Origin of the sequence: Curtobacterium sp. MCSS17_007 (assembly GCF_003234175.2) — a bacterium.
Taxonomy (GTDB): Bacteria; Actinomycetota; Actinomycetes; order Actinomycetales; family Microbacteriaceae; genus Curtobacterium.
In genome coordinates this window covers 1,741,925-1,760,656 of the sequence record NZ_CP126257.1, presented here as the reverse complement: position 1 = coordinate 1,760,656, position 18,732 = coordinate 1,741,925, and the positions used below count along the sequence as shown (strand labels likewise).

The 18,732-nt window shown below is 71.7% G+C and carries 15 protein-coding genes and 1 tRNA gene; 15 read left to right on the top strand and 1 reads right to left on the bottom strand.

Features of this window, described 5'->3' with window-relative positions; all coding sequences use genetic code 11:
• The first annotated feature begins 4 nt into the window (after positions 1–4).
• The 12 genes from hisI (at position 5) to DEJ22_RS08225 (ending at position 16,283) form a co-directional block, all read left to right on the top strand.
• Positions 5–430 (top strand): phosphoribosyl-AMP cyclohydrolase, encoded by a 426-nt coding sequence (gene hisI, locus DEJ22_RS08280; protein WP_111226124.1) that lies wholly within the window; start codon positions 5–7, stop codon positions 428–430.
• Positions 427–1,971, top strand: a complete 1,545-nt coding sequence (locus DEJ22_RS08275; RefSeq protein ID WP_111226123.1) for an anthranilate synthase component I — start codon at positions 427–429, stop codon at positions 1,969–1,971. Before hisI ends, DEJ22_RS08275 begins: the two co-directional genes overlap by 4 nt.
• A complete protein-coding gene (locus DEJ22_RS08270) occupies positions 1,968–2,642 on the top strand; it encodes a Trp biosynthesis-associated membrane protein (protein ID WP_111226122.1) in 675 nt (224 codons plus the stop codon). Before DEJ22_RS08275 ends, DEJ22_RS08270 begins: the two co-directional genes overlap by 4 nt.
• Before the next feature lie 45 nt (positions 2,643–2,687).
• Positions 2,688–2,927 carry a DUF6704 family protein gene (locus tag DEJ22_RS08265; RefSeq protein WP_058729692.1) on the top strand — a complete coding sequence of 80 codons (240 nt, stop codon included), beginning with the start codon at positions 2,688–2,690 and terminating at the stop codon, positions 2,925–2,927.
• Positions 2,928–2,941: 14 nt separating this feature from the next.
• Positions 2,942–3,742 (top strand): indole-3-glycerol phosphate synthase TrpC, encoded by an 801-nt coding sequence (gene trpC / locus DEJ22_RS08260; RefSeq protein ID WP_111226427.1) that lies wholly within the window; start codon positions 2,942–2,944, stop codon positions 3,740–3,742.
• Positions 3,743–3,807: 65 nt separating this feature from the next.
• Positions 3,808–5,022, top strand: coding sequence for a tryptophan synthase subunit beta (gene trpB / locus DEJ22_RS08255; RefSeq protein WP_181430668.1), 1,215 nt, complete (start codon positions 3,808–3,810; stop codon positions 5,020–5,022).
• Entirely contained in the window at positions 5,019–5,822 is an 804-nt protein-coding gene (gene trpA, locus DEJ22_RS08250) for a tryptophan synthase subunit alpha (protein ID WP_111226120.1), read from the top strand. Before trpB ends, trpA begins: the two co-directional genes overlap by 4 nt.
• Positions 5,823–6,046: 224 nt before the next feature.
• Entirely contained in the window at positions 6,047–7,042 is a 996-nt protein-coding gene (lgt, locus tag DEJ22_RS08245) for a prolipoprotein diacylglyceryl transferase (protein WP_111226119.1), read from the top strand.
• Between the two features lie 216 nt (positions 7,043–7,258).
• Positions 7,259–11,866, top strand: a complete 4,608-nt coding sequence (gene gltB, locus DEJ22_RS08240; RefSeq protein WP_258379529.1) for a glutamate synthase large subunit — start codon at positions 7,259–7,261, stop codon at positions 11,864–11,866.
• A gap of 95 nt (positions 11,867–11,961) precedes the next feature.
• Complete coding sequence (locus tag DEJ22_RS08235) at positions 11,962–13,419, top strand: glutamate synthase subunit beta (RefSeq protein ID WP_111226118.1); 1,458 nt, start codon at positions 11,962–11,964, stop codon at positions 13,417–13,419.
• Positions 13,420–13,559: 140 nt separating this feature from the next.
• Positions 13,560–15,005, top strand: a complete 1,446-nt coding sequence (pyk, locus tag DEJ22_RS08230; protein ID WP_111226117.1) for a pyruvate kinase — start codon at positions 13,560–13,562, stop codon at positions 15,003–15,005.
• A 192-nt stretch (positions 15,006–15,197) separates the two neighbouring features.
• Positions 15,198–16,283: a VIT1/CCC1 transporter family protein gene (locus tag DEJ22_RS08225; RefSeq protein ID WP_111226116.1), complete on the top strand. Its 1,086-nt coding sequence runs from the start codon at positions 15,198–15,200 to the stop codon at positions 16,281–16,283.
• An 83-nt stretch (positions 16,284–16,366) separates the two neighbouring features.
• Here the strand turns inward: DEJ22_RS08225 and DEJ22_RS08220 are convergent, their stop codons facing one another.
• Positions 16,367–16,891: an HdeD family acid-resistance protein gene (locus DEJ22_RS08220; RefSeq protein WP_111226115.1), complete on the bottom strand. Its 525-nt coding sequence runs from the start codon at positions 16,889–16,891 to the stop codon at positions 16,367–16,369.
• A 274-nt stretch (positions 16,892–17,165) separates the two neighbouring features.
• Here DEJ22_RS08220 and DEJ22_RS08215 point away from each other — a divergent pair, with 274 nt between their 5' ends.
• The 3 genes from DEJ22_RS08215 (at position 17,166) to DEJ22_RS08205 (ending at position 18,696) form a co-directional block, all read left to right on the top strand.
• Positions 17,166–17,801: an MOSC domain-containing protein gene (locus DEJ22_RS08215; RefSeq protein ID WP_111226114.1), complete on the top strand. Its 636-nt coding sequence runs from the start codon at positions 17,166–17,168 to the stop codon at positions 17,799–17,801.
• A 41-nt stretch (positions 17,802–17,842) separates the two neighbouring features.
• A tRNA-Leu gene (locus tag DEJ22_RS08210) sits at positions 17,843–17,923 on the top strand.
• A 167-nt stretch (positions 17,924–18,090) separates the two neighbouring features.
• On the top strand, positions 18,091–18,696 hold the full coding sequence (locus tag DEJ22_RS08205) for an ANTAR domain-containing response regulator (RefSeq protein ID WP_022903868.1): 606 nt from the start codon (positions 18,091–18,093) through the stop codon (positions 18,694–18,696).
• Positions 18,697–18,732 lie beyond the last annotated feature (36 nt).

Below are 18,732 nucleotides of genomic sequence, written 5' to 3'. Positions count from 1 at the left end.
TCCCATGACCGACAGCACCAGCACCAGCACGGAGGCGGTCCTCGACCGCGCACGGTTCGGGCACGACGGGCTGCTCCCCGCAGTCGTGCAGGAGGAGTCCTCGAAGGACGTCCTCATGCTCGGCTGGATGGACCGCGAAGCCCTCCGCCGCACCCTGACCGAGGGCCGCGTGACCTTCTGGTCGCGCTCGCGCCAGGAGTACTGGCGGAAGGGCGACACGTCCGGGCACGCGCAGTACGTGCGGGCGGCCGCGCTCGACTGCGACGACGACACCCTGCTCGTCACCGTGGAGCAGGTCGGTGCGGCGTGCCACACCGGTGCCCACAGCTGCTTCGAGGTCGACCCGCTCGACCCGGTGACGGCGTCCGCGCCGGCCGGAGCCACGACCGGTGCGCCTGGACCGACCACGGCCGTGGAGGAGACCCGATGAGCACCGCCACCGGCGCGGAGGAACCGCGCACGACCTCCCGTGCGGCGTTCGACGAGCTGCTCGACGACCACCGCGTGGTCCCCGTCGTCCGGGCGCTGTACGCCGACAGCGAGACGCCCGTCGGCGTGTACCGCAAGCTCGCCGACGGCCGCCCCGGTTCGTTCCTGCTGGAGTCCGCCGGACAGGGTGGGCTCTGGTCGCGCTGGTCGTTCGTCGGTGTCCGGAGCTTCGGCGTCCTGACCCAGGACGGCGACAGCGCCGCGTGGATCGACACCGGCATCCCGGCGTCCCGCGCCGTGGACTCGCTCGAGGGCGCGCCCCTCGACGTGCTCGCCCGTCTGCACGAGCGCTGGGCGACCCCGCGCGTCCCCGGAACCCCGCCGCTCGTCGGCGGCACCGTCGGGTTCATCGGGTGGGAGGCCGTCCGGCAGCTCGAACACCTGCCGAACGTGCCGGCCGCCGACTTCGAGGTGCCGGGTCAGGCGCTCGCCTTCGTGTCCGAGCTCGCCGCGCTCGACCACCGGACCGGCCTCGTGCTGCTCGTCGCCAGTGTCCTCAACGACGGCACCGACGACGCCGACACCTTGTGGTCCGACGCGCAGGCCCGGCTCGACCGGATGCAGGCGGACCTGGTGCAGCCGAGCCCGGCGACCGTCGCCGAGGCCTTCGAGATCGCCGAGCCGACGCCCCGTCACCGGACGTCCCCCGAGGACTACATGGCCGCGGTCGAGCGGTCGAAGGACTTCATCCGCGACGGCGACGTCTTCCAGGTCGTGGTCTCGCAGCGGTTCGACCACGACGTGACGGCCGACCCGCTCGACGTGTACCGGGTGCTGCGGACGCTCAACCCGAGCCCCTACATGTACTTCCTGGCCCTGGCGGACACCGCGGACGAGCGCTTCTGGATCGTCGGCGCCTCACCCGAGGCGCTCGTGAAGGTGCAGGACGGGCGTGCGATCACCCACCCGATCGCCGGATCGCGCCCGCGCGGCGGCTCCCCGGTCGAGGACGTCCGGCTCGGCGACGAACTGCTCGCCGACCCGAAGGAGCGGGCGGAGCACCTCATGCTCGTCGACCTCGCGCGCAACGACCTGCAGAAGGTCTGCGAGCCGGGGACCGTCGCGGTGACCGAGTTCATGACGGTCGAGCGCTTCAGCCACATCATGCACCTGGTGTCGAGCGTCGAGGGGTCGGTCCGGCCGGAGGCGTCCGCGATCGACGTGTTCCGGGCGACCTTCCCGGCAGGCACGCTCTCCGGCGCGCCGAAGCCGCGTGCGCTCGAGATCATCGACGAGCTGGAGCCCGCGAAGCGCGGCGCCTACGCAGGCGTGGTCGGGTACTTCGACTTCGCCGGTGACGCCGACCTCGCCATCGCCATCCGAACGGCGCTCATCAAGGACGGCGTCGCGCGGGTGCAGGCCGGCGCCGGACTCGTCGCCGATTCCGACCCGCACACCGAGCACGTCGAGGCCGTCAACAAGGCCGCCGCACCGCTCCGTGCGGTCGCGACCGCGAACCGGATGCGTGAGGTGCGCTCGTGAAGCGCTCCCGTCCGCTCGTCGTCGTCGCGGGCCTCGCGGTCGCCGGCATCGTGATGCTCTCGTGGACCCAGACGTGGTTCACGGTGCACCTGCACGCCGGTACCGCGGTCGTGCCGCGGGTCGTCGCCGACGGCGCGGCGGTCGTGCCGCAGTACACGGCGCTGGCCATCGCGAGCCTGGCGCTGTTCCTCGCACTGACGATCGCGGGTCGGGTGCTCCGCGTCGTGCTCGCGGCGGTCGAGGTGCTGCTCGGCCTCGCGGTCGTGGCGACCGGGATCGGCGCCCTGGCGGACCCGGTCGCCGCGTCGAAGGGCGCGGTCGGCGAGGTCGCCGGTGTCAGCGACACCGGGGCCGTGCGCCAGGTCGTGGACCGGGTGGACGTCACCGCCTGGCCTGCCGTCGGTATCGCCGGTGGCGTGCTCGCCGTGGCCCTCGGCATCGTCGTGTTCGTGGTGCAGCGGAACTGGCCCGGGCCGACCCGGAAGTACGCTGCGGCGACCGCCGGTGCCACCGCCGACGCCCGCGCTGCGGCCCCGACCCAGCGCGACGCGATCACCGACTGGGACGACCTGAGCGCCGGTGACGACCCGACCGCCGATCCCGCGGCCGGCCCCGACGCTCGGGACGGCGCGGTGGGGGAGTCGCCCACGAGCGGCACGGTAGGATCGTGAGCGGCGTCGATCGGACGACGGCGCCGGAGCAGAACGAGGAGCACCGTGAGCAACACTGAGCCCGCAGAACTCGGCGAAGGCCACTCGCCCGCCGCCTGGACCGCCGTCGTGATCATGCTGATCGGCTTCGCGGCAGGCACGCTGTTCTTCTGGTTCGACCTGGCCTGGGGCGTCTGGGCCTCCGCCGCCGTCGTCGTGATCGGCCTCGTCGTCGGTGCCGTGATGGCGAAGGCCGGCTACGGCGTGAACGGTCCGAAGTTCGTCCCCAAGCACCACTCGGAGTAGTCGCCGTGCCGAACGTGCTCGAGACCCTCGTCGCGGGCGCGCTCGAGGACGCCGCCACCCGTCGTGCCGACCGTCCGCTCTCGGACGTCGAGCGCGACCTGGACCGGGTGGCGTCGCCGCTCGACGCCCTCGAGTTCCTGTCGCCCGGCGACCGCGTCAAGATCCTCGCCGAGGTCAAGCGCGCGAGCCCGTCGCGCGGTTCCATGGCGCCCATCGAGGACCCGGCCGCCCTCGCCGCCGACTACGAGCGTGGGGGAGCCTCGACGATCAGCGTGCTCACCGAGGGGCGGAAGTTCCTCGGCAGCCTCGCCGACCTCGAGGCCGTGAAGGCCCGGGTCGCGCTGCCGGTGCTGCGCAAGGACTTCATCGCCGACCCGTACCAGGTGCTCGAGGCCCGTGCCGCCGGTGCCGACCTGGTGCTGCTCATCGTGGCCGCGCTCGAGCAGCGGCAGCTCGTCGAACTGCACGAGCTCGCCGAGCAGCTCGGCATGCGCGTGCTCGTCGAGGCCCACTCCGGCGACGAGGTCTCCCGCGGCCTCGACGCCGGCGCGCGCATCCTCGGTGTCAACGCCCGCGACCTGACCGACTTCTCGCTGGACCGCGACCTGTTCGGCTCGCTCGCCGACCGCATCCCCGACGGGGTCGTGCGCGTCGCCGAGTCCGCCGTCGCCGGTCCTGCCGACGTCGCGCACTACCGCGCCGCGGGCGCCGACGTCGTCCTGGTGGGGGAGGCGCTCGTCACCGGCGCCGACCCCGCCGCCACCCTCGCGTCGTTCATCGCCGCAGCGGACGGCCTCGGCCGCCCGCGCGTCTGACCGGCCCCGTCCCACCGGCCACCGGCACCCGCCGGGTCCGGCCGCTCCACCCCGGGAGACCCACCGTGACCTCACTCCGTGACCTGCAGGGCCCGTACTTCGGTGACTTCGGCGGACGCTTCGTCCCCGAGTCCCTGGTGCTCGCGCTCGACGAGCTGGAGACCGCCTTCCGCGAGGCCTGGGCGGACCCGGCGTTCCGCGAGGAGCTCGACACGCTCCAGCGCGAGTACACCGGTCGCCCGTCGATCATCACCGAGGCGCCCCGGTTCGCGAAGCACGCCGGTGGTGCGCGCATCATCCTCAAGCGCGAGGACCTCAACCACACCGGCTCGCACAAGATCAACAACGTGCTCGGGCAGGCGCTCGTGGCGAAGCGGCTGGGCAAGACCCGGCTCATCGCCGAGACGGGTGCGGGCCAGCACGGCGTCGCCACCGCGACGGCCGCTGCGCTCTTCGGGATGGACTGCGTCGTCTACATGGGCGCCGTCGACACCGAGCGCCAGGCGCTCAACGTCGCCCGGATGCGGCTGCTCGGGGCCGAGGTGATCCCGGTCGAGACCGGATCCCGCACGCTGAAGGACGCCATCAACGACGCGCTGCGCGACTGGGTGGCGAACGTCGAGTCGACGCACTACCTGCTCGGGACGGTGGCCGGACCTCACCCGTTCCCGGAGATGGTCCGTGAGTTCCACAAGGTGATCGGGGAAGAGGCGCGCCAGCAGGTCCTCGACCGGGTCGGCCGGCTGCCGGACGCCGTCGCCGCGTGCGTCGGTGGCGGTTCGAACGCGATGGGCATCTTCGAGGCGTTCCTCGACGACGAGTCCGTCCGACTGCACGGCTTCGAGGCGGGCGGCGACGGCATCGAGACCGGTCGCCACGCCGCGAGCATCTCGCTCGGACGCACGGGTGTGCTGCAGGGCACGATGTCCTACCTCATGCAGGACGAGGACGGCCAGACGATCGAGAGCCACAGCATCTCCGCGGGCCTCGACTACCCGAGCGTCGGGCCGGAGCACGCCTACCTGGCGTCGATCGGCCGCGCGCAGTACGCGTCGATCACGGACGCCGAGGCGATGGAGGCCTTCCGCCTGCTCGGTCGGACCGAGGGCATCCTGCCGGCCATCGAGTCGGCGCACGCCCTGGCCGGGGCGATCAAGCTCGGCAAGGAGCTCGGCCCCGACGGCGTCGTGCTCGTGTCCCTGTCCGGCCGCGGCGACAAGGACGTGGCGTCCGCCAGCCGCTACTTCGGCATCCTCGACGAGAACGCGGTGCAACTGTGACGAACACCGAGAGCAACCGGTCGGTCGCGACGACGATCGACACCGCGAACGCCGAGCGTGCGGGCGCCGTCGTCGGGTACCTGCCCGCCGGGTTCCCGGACCTGCGGACCAGCGTGGACGCCGCCGTCGCCCTCGCCGAGAACGGCGTGGACGTCATCGAGCTCGGCCTGCCGTACTCGGACCCCGTGATGGACGGGCCGGTCATCCAGCGTGCGGCCGAGGAGAGCCTGGCGAACGGGTTCCGTGTCGCGCAGGTGTTCGACGCGGTCGACCAGATCACCAGCCGCGTGGACGTGCCGGTCCTCGTGATGACGTACTGGAACCCGGTGCTCCGCTACGGCGTCGACCGGTTCGCCGACGACCTCGTGGCCGCCGGCGCGTCCGGGCTCATCACGCCGGACCTCATCCCCGACGAGGGCCGGGCGTGGATCGACGCCTCGGAACGCACCGGGCTCGACCGTGTCTTCCTCGCGGCGCCGTCCTCGACGGACACCCGCATGGAGCAGGCGGTCCGGTCCAGCCGGGGCTTCGTCTACGCCGTCTCGACGATGGGCGTGACCGGAGCCCGCGTCGGCGTCGACACCGCCGCGCGCACGGTCGTGTCACGGCTCCGCGACGCGGGCGTCGAGCGCACCTGCGTCGGCCTCGGCATCTCGACCGCCGACCAGGTGGCCGAGGTGCTCGAGTACGCCGACGGCGCGATCGTCGGGTCCGCCTTCGTGCGTGCCCTCGCCGACCTCGGCGTGCAGGGCGTGGCGGGCCGAGCCGCCGACCTGACCAGCGGCGCCCGACGCGGCTGAGGCGGTCTGGTCCGACACGCACGACACCGGCGACGCCGGACGGGAGGCGCGGTGCGGGTAGGCCGACCGGCGCACCTGCACCGCGCCTCCCGTGCGTGTCGGTCACAGTTCCCACAGGACCGCACCCCTGGTTCCTGGTCGGCGCGGTTCCCGCGCTACAGTGAGCGGGGCCGACCCTCCAGCGGCACCGCGGCCGTCCAGCACCGAAAGGCGACAGCACCTCCATGCCCCTCCTGAGCATCCCGAGCCCGAGCACCGCGTGGCAGTACTTCGACCTGACCGCCTGGCTCCGCGACGCGTTCGGGTGGTCGCTGCCGCTCGACTTCCGGATCCACGCCTACGCCATCTGCATCCTGCTGGGGATCGTCGCGGCGGTCGTGCTCGCGAACCGGCGGCTCAACGCCCGCGGGGTCGAGCGGTGGATCATCATCGACATCGCGATCTGGGCCGTGCCGGCCGGCATCATCGGTGGGCGCCTGTTCCACGTCTTCACGCACGTCAGCGACTACTTCGGCCCGGGTCGGGACCCGTTCTCGCTCTTCTACATCTGGGAGGGCGGCCTGGCGATCTTCGGCGCGCTCATCCTCGGGTCCGTCGGCGCGTACATCGGGTGCCGACAGGTGGGCCTGCGGTTCTCGACCCTGATCGACGCGATCGCCCCGGGCGTGCTGCTCGCGCAGGCCTTCGGCCGTCTCGGCAACTACTTCAACCACGAGCTGTTCGGCATGCCGACCAGCCTGCCGTGGGGCCTCGAGATCGAGTCCTCCAACCCGGCGTTCCCGAAGGGGCTGCCCGAGGGGACGCTGTTCCACCCGACGTTCCTCTACGAGATCATCTGGAACGTCGTCGGCGTCGTCGTGATCCTGCTGCTCGACAAGCGGTTCCGTCTGCAGTGGGGCAAGGTCATGGCCCTCTACCTGATCTGGTACGGCACCGGCCGCTCGGTCCTCGAGTCGATCCGCGTCGACACGAGCGAGACCTTCGCGGGCATCCGCACGAACGTCTGGATGTCCTTCGCCGCGATCCTGCTCGGCATCGTCATCTTCCTGGTGCAGTCGCGTCGCCACACCGGAAACGAGCCGAGCCCGTACCTGCCGGGTCGCGAGCCGCGTCGGAGCACCGATGTAGACTCGGACGACACCTGGTCGGAACACGACGACGACGCTCCTGCGGCGGACGCCGACGCCGATCCGGTCCCCGCAGCGGGTCCCGCCCGGTAACACCCCGACCGGCCGACCCGCTCCGTGGACGGCACCCGCCGGTCACGAGCACCCGCCGCAACACGGTCGGGCCACCACGAGCGGCCCCGCCACCTCGCGCGTCGTCCGCGCACCCTGCACGACGACGCGCACGGGCACCAGTCCCGCCCGTTCGGGCGGAACGCACCACCGGGCCACCGACGTCCCTGTTCCACTTCCTCGTGAGGACGGTTCCCCATGGCGCTCCAGCCAGACCCTGCCCCCCGTTCGACGCGCTCCCTGCAGCCGGCGCACCGACGCTTCTCGGCCGTGCCGGAGGCGACGGGTGCGTACGACCCGGCGAACGAGAAGGACGCCTGCGGCCTGGCGATGGTCGCCACGCTCCGCGGTTCCGCGGGCCACGACATCGTCGACGCCGCGCTCGGCGCGCTCCGGAACCTCGAGCACCGCGGCGCCGTGGGGTCCGATGCGGGCACCGGTGACGGCGCGGGCATCCTGTGCCAGGTGCCGGACGCGTTCCTGCGCGACGAGGTGCCGTTCGAACTGCCCGCGGCTGGGGAGTACGCCGTGGGAACGGCCTACCTGCCCGTCGACGAGGACGAGCGCCACGCGGTGAAGGGCGCCGTCGAGCGCATCGCGCGCGAGGAGGGCCTCAAGGTCCTCGGCTGGCGCGAGGTCCCGGTGCGCCCCGAGGTCCTCGGTACGCTCGCGCGCGCCGCGATGCCGGCCTTCGAGCAGCTCTTCGTCGCGTCGACGCGGCACGACGTGCACGGTGCGTCGTGGAGCGGGATCGCGCTCGACCGCCAGGCCTTCCGGCTCCGCAAGCGCGCGGAGCACGGCGTCGAGGTCTACTTCATGTCGCTGTCGAGCCGGACCATGGTCTACAAGGGCATGGTCACGACGCTCCAGCTCGAGCCGTTCTACCCGGACCTCAGCGACGAGCGCTTCGCCTCGAAGCTCGCGATCGTCCACTCGCGCTACTCGACCAACACCTTCCCCTCGTGGCCGCTGGCGCAGCCGTTCCGGACGCTCGCGCACAACGGAGAGATCAACACCGTCCGCGGCAACCGCAACTGGATGCGCGCCCGCCAGTCGCAGCTCGAGAGCGAGCTGCTCGGCGACCTCGCGCCGCTGCTGCCGATCGTCAGCCCGGGTGCGAGCGACTCCGCGTCCTTCGACGAGACCCTCGAGCTGCTCACGCTGACCGGCCGGAGCCTGCCCCACGCGGTGTCGATGATGGTGCCGGAGGCCTGGGAGAACCAGGTCGGCATGGACCCGGACCTCCGCGCCTTCTACGAGTACCACTCGATGCTCATGGAGCCGTGGGACGGTCCGGCGGCCATCACCTTCACCGACGGTGCGATCGTCGGCGCGACGCTCGACCGCAACGGTCTGCGTCCCGGGCGCTTCCTCGTCACCGACGACGGTCTCATCGTGATGGGGTCCGAGACCGGTGTGATCGACGTGCCGCCGGGCAAGGTGGTGCGCAAGGGGCGCCTGCGTCCCGGTCGCATGTTCGTCGTCGACACCGAGGCCGGACGCATCATCGAGGACGACGAGGTCAAGCGCGACCTCGCGGCCTCCGGCCCCTGGGCGCAGTGGCTCGACGAGGGCCGGATCAACCTGTCCGACCTGCCGGAGCGCGAGCACATCGTGCACACCCCGGCGTCGGTGACCCGGCGGCAGCGCGCCTTCGGTTACACCGAGGAAGAGGTCCGCATCCTGCTGCGTCCGATGGCGCAGACCGGTGCGGAGCCCCTCGGTGCCATGGGTTCGGACACACCGATCGCCGTGTTGTCCGAGCGTCCGCGCCTGCTGTTCGACTACTTCACGCAGCAGTTCGCGCAGGTGACCAACCCGCCGCTCGACTCGATCCGCGAGCAGGTCATCACGTCGATGGGCATGGGGCTCGGTCCGGAGCGCAACCTGTTGAGCGCGGGCCCCGAGCACGCGAAGCAGATCGTGCTCGACTTCCCGGTCATCGACAACGACGAGCTCGCCAAGATCCAGCACTTCGAGACGGAGTCCGGCCGGCACCTCACGGTGACGATCAAGGGCCTGTACCGGGTGGACGCGGGTAAGAAGGCGATGCAGAAGCGCATCGCCGCGGTGTGCGACGAGGTCGACCAGGCCATCGAGTCGGGCAAGCAGTTCATCGTGTTGTCCGACCGTGACGGCAACGCCGAGCAGGCGCCCGTGCCGAGCCTGCTGCTGCTCGCGGCCGTCCACCACCACCTCATCCGCACCGAGCAGCGCATGAAGGTCGGGCTCATCGTCGAGGCCGGCGACGTGCGCGAGGTCCACCACGTCGCGACCCTGATCGGCTACGGCGCCTCGGCGATCAACCCGTACCTGGCGATGGAGACGTGCGAGAACCTCGTGCGCTCGGGGATGATCCCCGGCATCACGCCGGAGCAGGCCGTGAAGAACGTGATCAAGGCGCTCGGCAAGGGCGTGCTGAAGATCATGTCCAAGATGGGCATCTCGACCGTGTCCAGCTACGCGGGCGCCCAGGCCTTCGAGGCGGTCGGGCTCAGCCAGGAGTTCGTCGACCGGTACTTCACCGGGACGTCGTCGATCCTCGGCGGCGTCGGCATCGAGGTCATCGCGAAGGAGAACGCCGAGCGGCACGCCCAGGCATACCCGCAGGACGGTGCGGTGCTGTCGCACGAGCGGCTGCAGACGGGTGGCGAGTACCAGTGGCGCCGCGAGGGGCCGCCCCACCTCTTCAACCCGGACACCGTCTTCCGCCTGCAGCACGCGACCCGCGCCCGCCGCTACGACATCTTCCGCGAGTACTCGCAGGCGGTCGACGACCAGTCCGAGGAGCTCATGACGCTCCGCGGTCTGTTCCGGTTCCGTCACGGTGTCCGGAAGCCGATCGCGCTGGACGAGGTCGAGCCGATCGAGTCGATCGTCAAGCGGTTCAACACCGGTGCGATGTCCTACGGGTCGATCTCGCAAGAGGCCCACGAGACCCTGGCGATCGCGATGAACCGTCTCGGCGCGCGCTCGAACACGGGCGAGGGCGGCGAGGACGTCGAACGCCTGCTCGACCCGGAGCGGCGGAGCGCCATCAAGCAGGTCGCCTCCGGGCGCTTCGGCGTCACGAGCATGTACCTGACGCACGCGACGGACATCCAGCTCAAGATGGCGCAGGGCGCGAAGCCGGGCGAGGGCGGGCAGCTGCCCCCGACGAAGGTGTACCCGTGGGTCGCGCGCACCCGGCACGCGACCGCCGGTGTCGGGCTCATCTCGCCGCCGCCGCACCACGACATCTACTCGATCGAGGACCTCAAGCAGCTGATCTTCGACGTGAAGCGGGCCAACCCGTCCGCACGCGTCCACGTGAAGCTCGTGAGCCAGTCCGGCATCGGCGCGGTCGCAGCCGGGGTGACGAAGGCGCTGGCCGACGTCGTGCTCGTCTCCGGCCACGACGGCGGCACCGGTGCGTCCCCGCTCAACTCGCTCAAGCACGCGGGCACCCCGTGGGAGATCGGCCTGGCCGAGACCCAGCAGACCCTCATGCTGAACGGCATGCGCGACCGCGTGGTCGTGCAGGTCGACGGGCAGATGAAGACCGGCCGCGACGTGGTCGTGGCGGCGCTGCTCGGGGCCGAGGAGTACGGCTTCGCGACGGCTCCGCTCGTCGTCGAGGGCTGCATCCTCATGCGTGTGTGCCACCTGGACACGTGCCCGGTGGGCGTCGCGACGCAGAACCCGGAGCTCCGCAAGCGCTTCACGGGCAAGCCCGAGTTCGTCGTGAACTTCTTCGAGTTCATCGCGCAGGAGGTCCGCGAGCTCCTCGCAGAGCTCGGCTTCCGGTCCCTCGACGAGGCGATCGGGCAGGTCGACGCGCTCGACACCGACCGTGCCGTCGAGCACTGGAAGGCGTCCGGCCTCGACCTCGCGCCGGTCCTGCACGGACCGGAGTTCGGCCGGGACGAGCCCCGGCGCCACCTGCGCGAGCAGGACCACGAGCTCGACGAGCACTTCGACGTCCAGCTCATCCAGCAGACGGCCGACGTGCTCGAGCACGGCGGCTCCGTCGCCCTCGACCTGCCGATCCGGAACACCGAGCGCGCGGTCGGCACGATGCTCGGACACGAGGTCACGCTCCGCCACGGCGAGCACGGGCTGCCCGCAGGATCGATCGACATCACCCTGCGCGGCTCCGCCGGGCAGTCGCTCGGAGCGTTCCTGCCCGCCGGCATCACGCTCCGACTCGTCGGCGACAGCAACGACTACGTCGGCAAGGGCCTGTCCGGCGGCGCGATCGTCGTGCGGCCGGACTCCGAGTCGGCCTTCGAGCCGTCGGAGAACGTCATCGCCGGCAACGTCATCGGCTACGGTGCGACCCAGGGCAGCATGTTCATCCGCGGGATCGTGGGCGAGCGCTTCCTGGTCCGCAACTCCGGTGCCACCGCCGTCGTCGAGGGTGTGGGCGACCACGCACTCGAGTACATGACGGGCGGCCTCGCGCTCATCCTCGGTGAGACCGGCCGCAACCTCGGCGCGGGCATGTCCGGCGGGACCGCCTACGTCCGCGGACTCCGGCGCGAGCACGTGAACGCCGACGCGCTCGCGAGCGGCGAGCTCCGGCTCGAGGAGCTGGACAGCGCCGACGTCGAGATCGTCAGCGACCTGCTCCGGCAGCACCACGCCGAGACCGGGTCGACCGTGGCCGGCGACCTGCTCGAGTCGGGCGACCTGGGCGACTTCGTCAAGGTGCTCCCGCGCGACTACGCAGCCGTCCTCGAGACCCGCAGGCAGGCGGTCGACGAGGGGCTCGACCCGGACGGCACCGTCGTCTGGAACCGCATCCTCGAGGTGACCGGTGGCTGACACGACCCCGAGCGCCACGCGGCGGCCGATCCGGACCGACCCGCGCACGCAGACCCACACCCCAGTACAGACCAAGACCGAACAGGAGGCGGACCATGGCTGACCCGAAGGGCTTCCTCAAGGTGCAGGAGCGCGAGCTCCCGCCCCGTCGCCCCGTCCCCGTGCGGCTCATGGACTGGAAGGAGGTCTACGAGCAGCAGGAGTCCGGTGCCCTCAAGCGCCAGGCCGGGCGCTGCATGGACTGCGGCGTGCCGTTCTGCCACCAGGGCTGCCCGCTCGGGAACCTCATCCCGGAGTGGAACGACCTGACCTGGCGTGGCGAGGGCCGACAGGCCATCGAACGGCTGCACGCGACGAACAACTTCCCGGAGTTCACCGGGAAGCTCTGCCCGGCCCCGTGCGAGGCGTCCTGCGTGCTCGGCATCAACCAGCCGCCGGTGACGATCAAGCAGGTCGAGGTCTCGATCATCGACGAGGCCTACAAGAACGGCTGGGTGACCCCGCACCCGCCGGAGCGCCTGACCGGCAAGACCGTCGCGGTCGTCGGGTCGGGCCCGGCCGGGCTCGCCGCCGCGCAGCAGCTCACGCGCGCCGGGCACACCGTCGCCGTGTACGAGCGCGACGACCGCATCGGCGGCCTGCTCCGCTACGGGATCCCGGACTTCAAGATGGAGAAGCGGCAGATCGACGCGCGTCTCGCGCAGATGCAAGCCGAGGGCACCCGGTTCCGTGCGGGCGTCGAGATCGGCGTCGACATCACCTGGGACGACCTGAAGTCGCGGTACGACGCGGTCGTCGTCGCCACCGGCGCCACGGTGCCGCGTGACCTGCCGATCCCGGGGCGCGACCTCGAGGGCGTCCACTACGCGATGGACTACCTGGTCCAGCAGAACAAGGCGAACGCCGGCACGACGGTCGACAACCAGGTCACCGCGGAGGGCAAGCACGTCGTCGTCATCGGCGGCGGCGACACCGGCGCGGACTGCATCGGCACGGCCCACCGGCAGGGCGCACTGAGCGTGACGAACCTGGCGATCGGCAAGCAGCCGCCGCTCGAGCGCCCGTCCGAGCAGCCCTGGCCGATGTTCCCGACCGTGTTCGAGGTCACGAGCGCGCACGAGGAGGGCGGGGAGCGCCAGTTCCTCGCGTCGACGGTCGAGTTCCTCGGCAACGCCGCGGGCGAGGTCCGGGCGCTCCGCGTCGCCGAGACCGAGTACCTCGACGGCCGCCGCGTGCCGAAGGCCGGCACGGAGCGCGAGATCCCCGCGGACCTCGTCCTCATCGCCATGGGCTTCACCGGTCCGGAGACCGCGACGCTCGAGCCGCAGCTCGGGCTGCCGGTGACGGTGTCGGGCGCGGTCTCCCGCCAGGCGGACTACTCGACGAACGAGCCCGGCGTGTTCGTCGCCGGGGACGCCGGGCGCGGGCAGTCGCTCATCGTCTGGGCGATCGCGGAGGGCCGTGCCGCCGCTTCCAAGGTCGACGAGTACCTCGAGGGTTCGACGATCCTCCCGGCCCCCGTCAAGGCCACCGACCGCGCGCTCACGATCTGACGTCGTGAACGCCCACGGAACACCGGTCCGCCGGTGAGCAGCAGGCCACCGGCACTCGATAGGGTGCTGGTGGCCTGCTCTCGTTCCGCGCGGCCCCACAGCGCGGAAACCCGGCACCACCCACCACACGAAGGAATCCATTGAGACGCGCAAAGATCGTTTCGACGCTCGGTCCGGCTACGTCGGACTACGAGACCGTCAAGGAGATCATCGAAGCGGGCGTCGACGTCGCCCGCCTCAACCTCAGCCACGGTGACTACAGCGTCCACGAGGCCAACTACGAGAACGTCCGCCGTGCCGCCGAGGACCTCGGCAAGCCGGTCGCGATCCTGGTCGACCTGCAGGGCCCGAAGATCCGTCTCGCGAAGTTCGCCGACGGCCCGCACGAGCTCGCCGTCGGTGACGTCTTCACGATCACGACCGAGGACGTCCCCGGCTCGAAGGAGATCTGCGGCACGACGTTCAAGGGCCTGCCGCAGGACGTCAAGCCCGGCGACCCGCTGCTCATCGACGACGGCCGGGTCCGTCTGCGCGTGCTCGACACCGACGGCGTGCGCGTGCGCACCGAGGTCGTCGTCGCCGGCACGGTCTCGAACAACAAGGGCATCAACCTGCCCGGCGTCGCGGTCAACGTGCCGGCACTGAGCGAGAAGGACGAGGCCGACCTGCGCTGGGCGATCCGCCAGGGCGCAGACCTCATCGCGCTCTCCTTCGTGCGCAACGCCAAGGACGTCGAGCGTGCCCACGAGATCATGGACGAGGAGGGCAAGCGCCTCCCGGTCATCGCCAAGGTCGAGAAGCCGCAGGCGGTCGACGCGCTCGAGGAGATCATCGACGCCTTCGACAGCATCATGGTCGCCCGCGGTGACCTCGGCGTGGAGCTCCCGCTCGAAGCCGTCCCGATCGTGCAGAAGCGCGCGGTCGAGCTGTCGCGCCGCATGGCGAAGCCGGTCATCGTCGCGACCCAGATGCTCGAGTCGATGATCTCGTCGCCCATCCCGACGCGCGCCGAGACCTCCGACGTCGCCAACGCCGTCCTCGACGGCGCGGACGCGGTCATGCTCTCGGGGGAGACCAGCGTCGGCGAGTACCCGGTGCAGACGGTCCGCACGATGGCCCGCATCGTCGAGTCGACCGAGGACCACGGCCTCGAGCGCATCGCCCCGCTCGGCACGAAGCCGCGCACACTGGGCGGTGCCATCACGCTCGCCGCGGTGGAGATCGCGGAGTTCACCGAGGCGTCGTACCTCTGCGTGTTCACCGAGTCGGGCGACTCGGCTCGCCGCATGTCGCGTCTGCGCCACGGCCTGCCGATCATCGCCTTCACCCCGAACGAGGCGACGCGTCGCCGCATGGCGCTCACGTGGGGCGTCCGCTCGTTCCTCGTGGAGCGCAAGACCCACACCGACGAGCTGTTCTCGCAGGTCGACGACGTGCTGCTCGCGAACGGCCTGGCCGCTCCCGGCGACCGGGTCATCGTGACGGCGGGTTCGCCCCCCGGACTCGAGGGGTCGACGAACGACCTCCGCGTGCACCGCGTCGGTGACGCGCACGCAGAGGCAGCCCCGGCCTACGTGCGGGACTGACCCCGACCACCACGCCGACAGGGCGCGGACGGGAGGCACGGCGCAGCACGCGCACGTCGCCTCCGGTCCGCGCCCTGTCGCATCGTGCCCGCCCTGTCGCATCGCGCCCGCCCTGTCCCGCCACCCGCCGCTCGCCGTCGGGGAGTGCCCGGTGGGCTCGTCGTCACCCGACCGTCGGAGCGAGCGGGCAGGATGGCTGCTGTGAGCCTCCAGGACGAACGCCCCACCGCACCCACCGCCGCGGACGTGCGCCGCTGGCGCCGCTACCTGGCGGACGAGCGGGCCGAGGCGGCCGTCTACCGGAACCTCGCCGCGCGGCGGTCCGGGGAGGAACGCGAGATCCTCGCCGCCCTGGCAGAGGCGGAGGGACGCCACGAGCAGCACTGGCTCGACCTGCTCGGGGACGACGTCGGGCGTCCGCTCCGGGGGAGCCTGCGCACCCGGGTGCTCGCTGCGCTGGCCGGGCGCTTCGGCTCGGTGTTCGTCCTCGCGCTCATGCAGCGCGCCGAGGACCGGTCGCCCTACGCCGACGACGACGACGCGACCGCCCGCATGGCGGCCGATGAACGGATCCACGGGGAGGTCGTCCGCGGGCTCGCGAACCGAGGACGGATGCGGCTGTCCGGCACCTTCCGGGCTGCCGTGTTCGGTGCGAACGACGGTCTCGTCTCGAACCTGGCGCTCATCATCGGCATCAGTGCCTCCGGGGCCGACCGGCACTTCGTGCTGCTCAGCGGGATCGCGGGTCTGCTCGCCGGTGCGCTCTCGATGGGGGCGGGGGAGTACGTGTCGGTGCGGTCGCAGCGCGAGCTGCTGGCCGCTTCGGCGCCGCATCCGGAGGCCGGCCGGGCCGTCGCGGACCTCGACGTGGACGCGAACGAGCTCGCCCTGGTCTACCGGGCCAGGGGGATGAGCGGGGCCGACGCGCAGGCGCACGCCGCCGAGGTCCTGGGCGGTCGGACGGCCACCGCGTCCACCGCCGTCGACGACCACGAGGCGGTCGGCAACGGCATGAGTGCCGCCGTCTCGAGCTTCTGCTTCTTCGCCTCGGGAGCGGTCATCCCGGTGCTGCCGTACCTGATCGGGCTCGAGGGCTGGCCGGCGATCGTGCTGGCGGCCGTCCTCGTCGGCATCGCGTTGCTCGGCACCGGCGCGGTGGTGGGCGTGCTCAGCGGGGCGTCCCCCCTGAAGCGTGCACTGCGGCAACTGGCGATCGGCTTCGGCGCCGCAGTCGTCACGTACGGGCTCGGCCTGCTGTTCGGCACCGGGAGCGCCTAGCCCGGGTCATCGGCGACCCGGCGTCGTCGGCGTTCAACGTCGTCGGCAGCTCGGCGGCGAGTGCGATCCGGCGGCGTCGGCGGTCAGCGGCGCACCGCGGCGCGTGGCGGCAGCAGCAGGAGCGCGGCCGCCCCGACCACGACGAGTGCGATCCCGGAAAAGACCGTGAACACCGTGAGCGCGAGCCCCGGGGCGACGAGCACCACGACACCGCCGATGATCGACAGCAGGCCGCTCACCACGGTGGGCAGGCGCGAGGAACCAGGGTGCCCGACGATCGCACCCACGAGTGCCGTCACGCCCTCGACGAGGAACGCGACCCCGGCGAGCACCGCGTACGCCAGCAGGGGGATCGCGGGGTCGAGCAGGGCGACGAGCCCGGCCACCCCGACCAGGCCACCGACCACCCCTGAGGTCCAGCGCCAGACCGCAGGCGTCCCGTGGCCGCGCACGGCGGCCACCGCGCGCATCACGCCCGAGACCACCAGGTAGACGCCGAACACCAGCGCGACGAGCACGAGCGACGGTCGCGGCCAGACGACCGCGACCACGCCGAGCACGATCGCCACCGTCGCCGACATGACGACGAACGCGCGGAACGTGCGCACGGCACGAGAGTCCACGGGTGCACCTCCCTCTCGGTCCCGCGAGGACCCCGACGGTACCCGGCACGGGGCGGCCCCGTCCGGCGCGGCCGGATGCGACCCATCGGGGGATCGGCCGGCCCGTGCGCTCCCGGTACGAGGCACCTGGCCAGGAGGCACGGCAAGGCGTGTACCGCGGGACGACCGACCCACGTGTGGCGCCACCACCGGTGTCACTCGTGCAGCGCGGCTGCAACCGGGGCTCGACCCGGTCCACCGGCGCCGCTAGCGTCGGAACATGGACAGGGACACACTGCTCGACGAGGCGCACCCCGACCGCGGACTCCACCCGGAGGAGGCGACGGCGGAGGACCGTGGCGCGGGCGGTCCGCCCCCGGGGCGCGTCGTCTCGGTCAGCCGCGACGACGAGCACCGGTTCAGCAAGCCCGTCGTCGAGGAGATCACGCTGGTCGCGGGCTGGGGCATCGAGGGCGACGCGCACGCCGGCACCACCGTGCAGCACCGGTCGCGCGTCGCCCGTGACCCGTCGCAGCCGAACCTGCGGCAGGTGCACCTGCTGCACGCCGAGGTGTTCGACGAGGTCGCCGAGGCCGGGCACCACGTCGTCGCCGGCGACATGGGTGAGAACGTCACCACCCGGGGCGTCGATCTGCTCGGACTGCCCACCGGCACGCTGCTCCACCTCGGCGACCGAGCCTGCGTCCGCGTGACGGGCCTCCGGAACCCGTGCCAGCAGATCAACGACTTCGACCCGGGGCTGCTCCGCGCGGTCCTCGGGCGCGCGGAGGACGGATCCGTCGAGCGCAAGGGCGGCGTGATGGGCGTCGTGGTGTCCGGCGGCGTCGTCCGGGCCGGCGACGCAGTGCGGGTGGAGCTGCCCGAGGGGGCGCCGCAGCCGCTCGTACCGGTGTGACGGCCGTCAGCGCGCGTCGTCCCTGCTAGCCTGGGGCCCTCGCGAGTGTGGTGGAACGGTAGACACGGGGCACTCAAAATGCTCTGCCTCACGGCGTGCGGGTTCGAATCCCGCCACTCGTACAAGGTCGCTCACGGCGTGCGGGGCTGCGCACACCGAGGATCCCGCCACTCGTACAAGGTCGCTCACGGCGTGCGGGGCTGCGCACGCCGAGGGTCCCGCCACTCCTCCGAGGAGCTGGACGAACGGCTGACGGAAGCCTCGCGCTCCGTCTAGTAGGCTCTCGGTCGTGAGTGACACAGAAGCAACCCCAGCAGCACCGCGTCGCGTCGTCGTCGCCGAGGACGAGTCGCTCATCCGTCTCGACATCGTCGAGATCCTCCGCGACAACGGGTTCGACGTGGTGGGCGAGGCCGGCGACGGCGAGACCGCCGTCCAGCTCGCGACCGACCTCCGCCCGGACCTCGTCGTCATGGACGTCAAGATGCCCCAGCTCGACGGCATCTCCGCTGCCGAGAAGCTCTCCAAGAACCACATCGCTCCGGTGGTCCTCCTCACGGCGTTCAGCCAGAAGGACCTCGTCGAGCGTGCGACCGAGGCCGGCGCCCTGGCCTACGTCGTGAAGCCGTTCACCCCGAACGACCTGCTCCCCGCGATCGAGATCGCTCTCTCGCGGCACCAGCAGATCATCACGCTCGAGGCCGAGGTCGCCGACCTCGTCGAACGCTTCGAGACCCGCAAGCTCGTCGACCGCGCCAAGGGCCTGCTCAACGAGAAGATGGGCCTCACCGAGCCCGAAGCGTTCCGCTGGATCCAGAAGGCGTCGATGGACCGCCGTCTGACCATGCACGACGTCGCCAAGGCGATCATCGAGCAGCTCAGCGCCAAGAAGTAACGAGCACCCGCTCGCTCACGCGGAGAGCGCCGCCGG

Bases quoted from the DNA above. Each gene is read 5' to 3' on its own strand.
- hisI (WP_111226124.1), top strand. From the start codon at position 5: ATGACCGACAGCACCAGCACCAGCACGGAGGCGGTCCTCGACCGCGCA.
- DEJ22_RS08275 (WP_111226123.1), top strand. From the start codon at position 427: ATGAGCACCGCCACCGGCGCGGAGGAACCGCGCACGACCTCCCGTGCG.
- lgt (WP_111226119.1), top strand. From the start codon at position 6,047: ATGCCCCTCCTGAGCATCCCGAGCCCGAGCACCGCGTGGCAGTACTTC.
- gltB (WP_258379529.1), top strand. From the start codon at position 7,259: ATGGCGCTCCAGCCAGACCCTGCCCCCCGTTCGACGCGCTCCCTGCAG.
- DEJ22_RS08235 (WP_111226118.1), top strand. From the start codon at position 11,962: ATGGCTGACCCGAAGGGCTTCCTCAAGGTGCAGGAGCGCGAGCTCCCG.
- DEJ22_RS08225 (WP_111226116.1), top strand. From the start codon at position 15,198: ATGGCTGCTGTGAGCCTCCAGGACGAACGCCCCACCGCACCCACCGCC.
- DEJ22_RS08215 (WP_111226114.1), top strand. From the start codon at position 17,166: ATGGACAGGGACACACTGCTCGACGAGGCGCACCCCGACCGCGGACTC.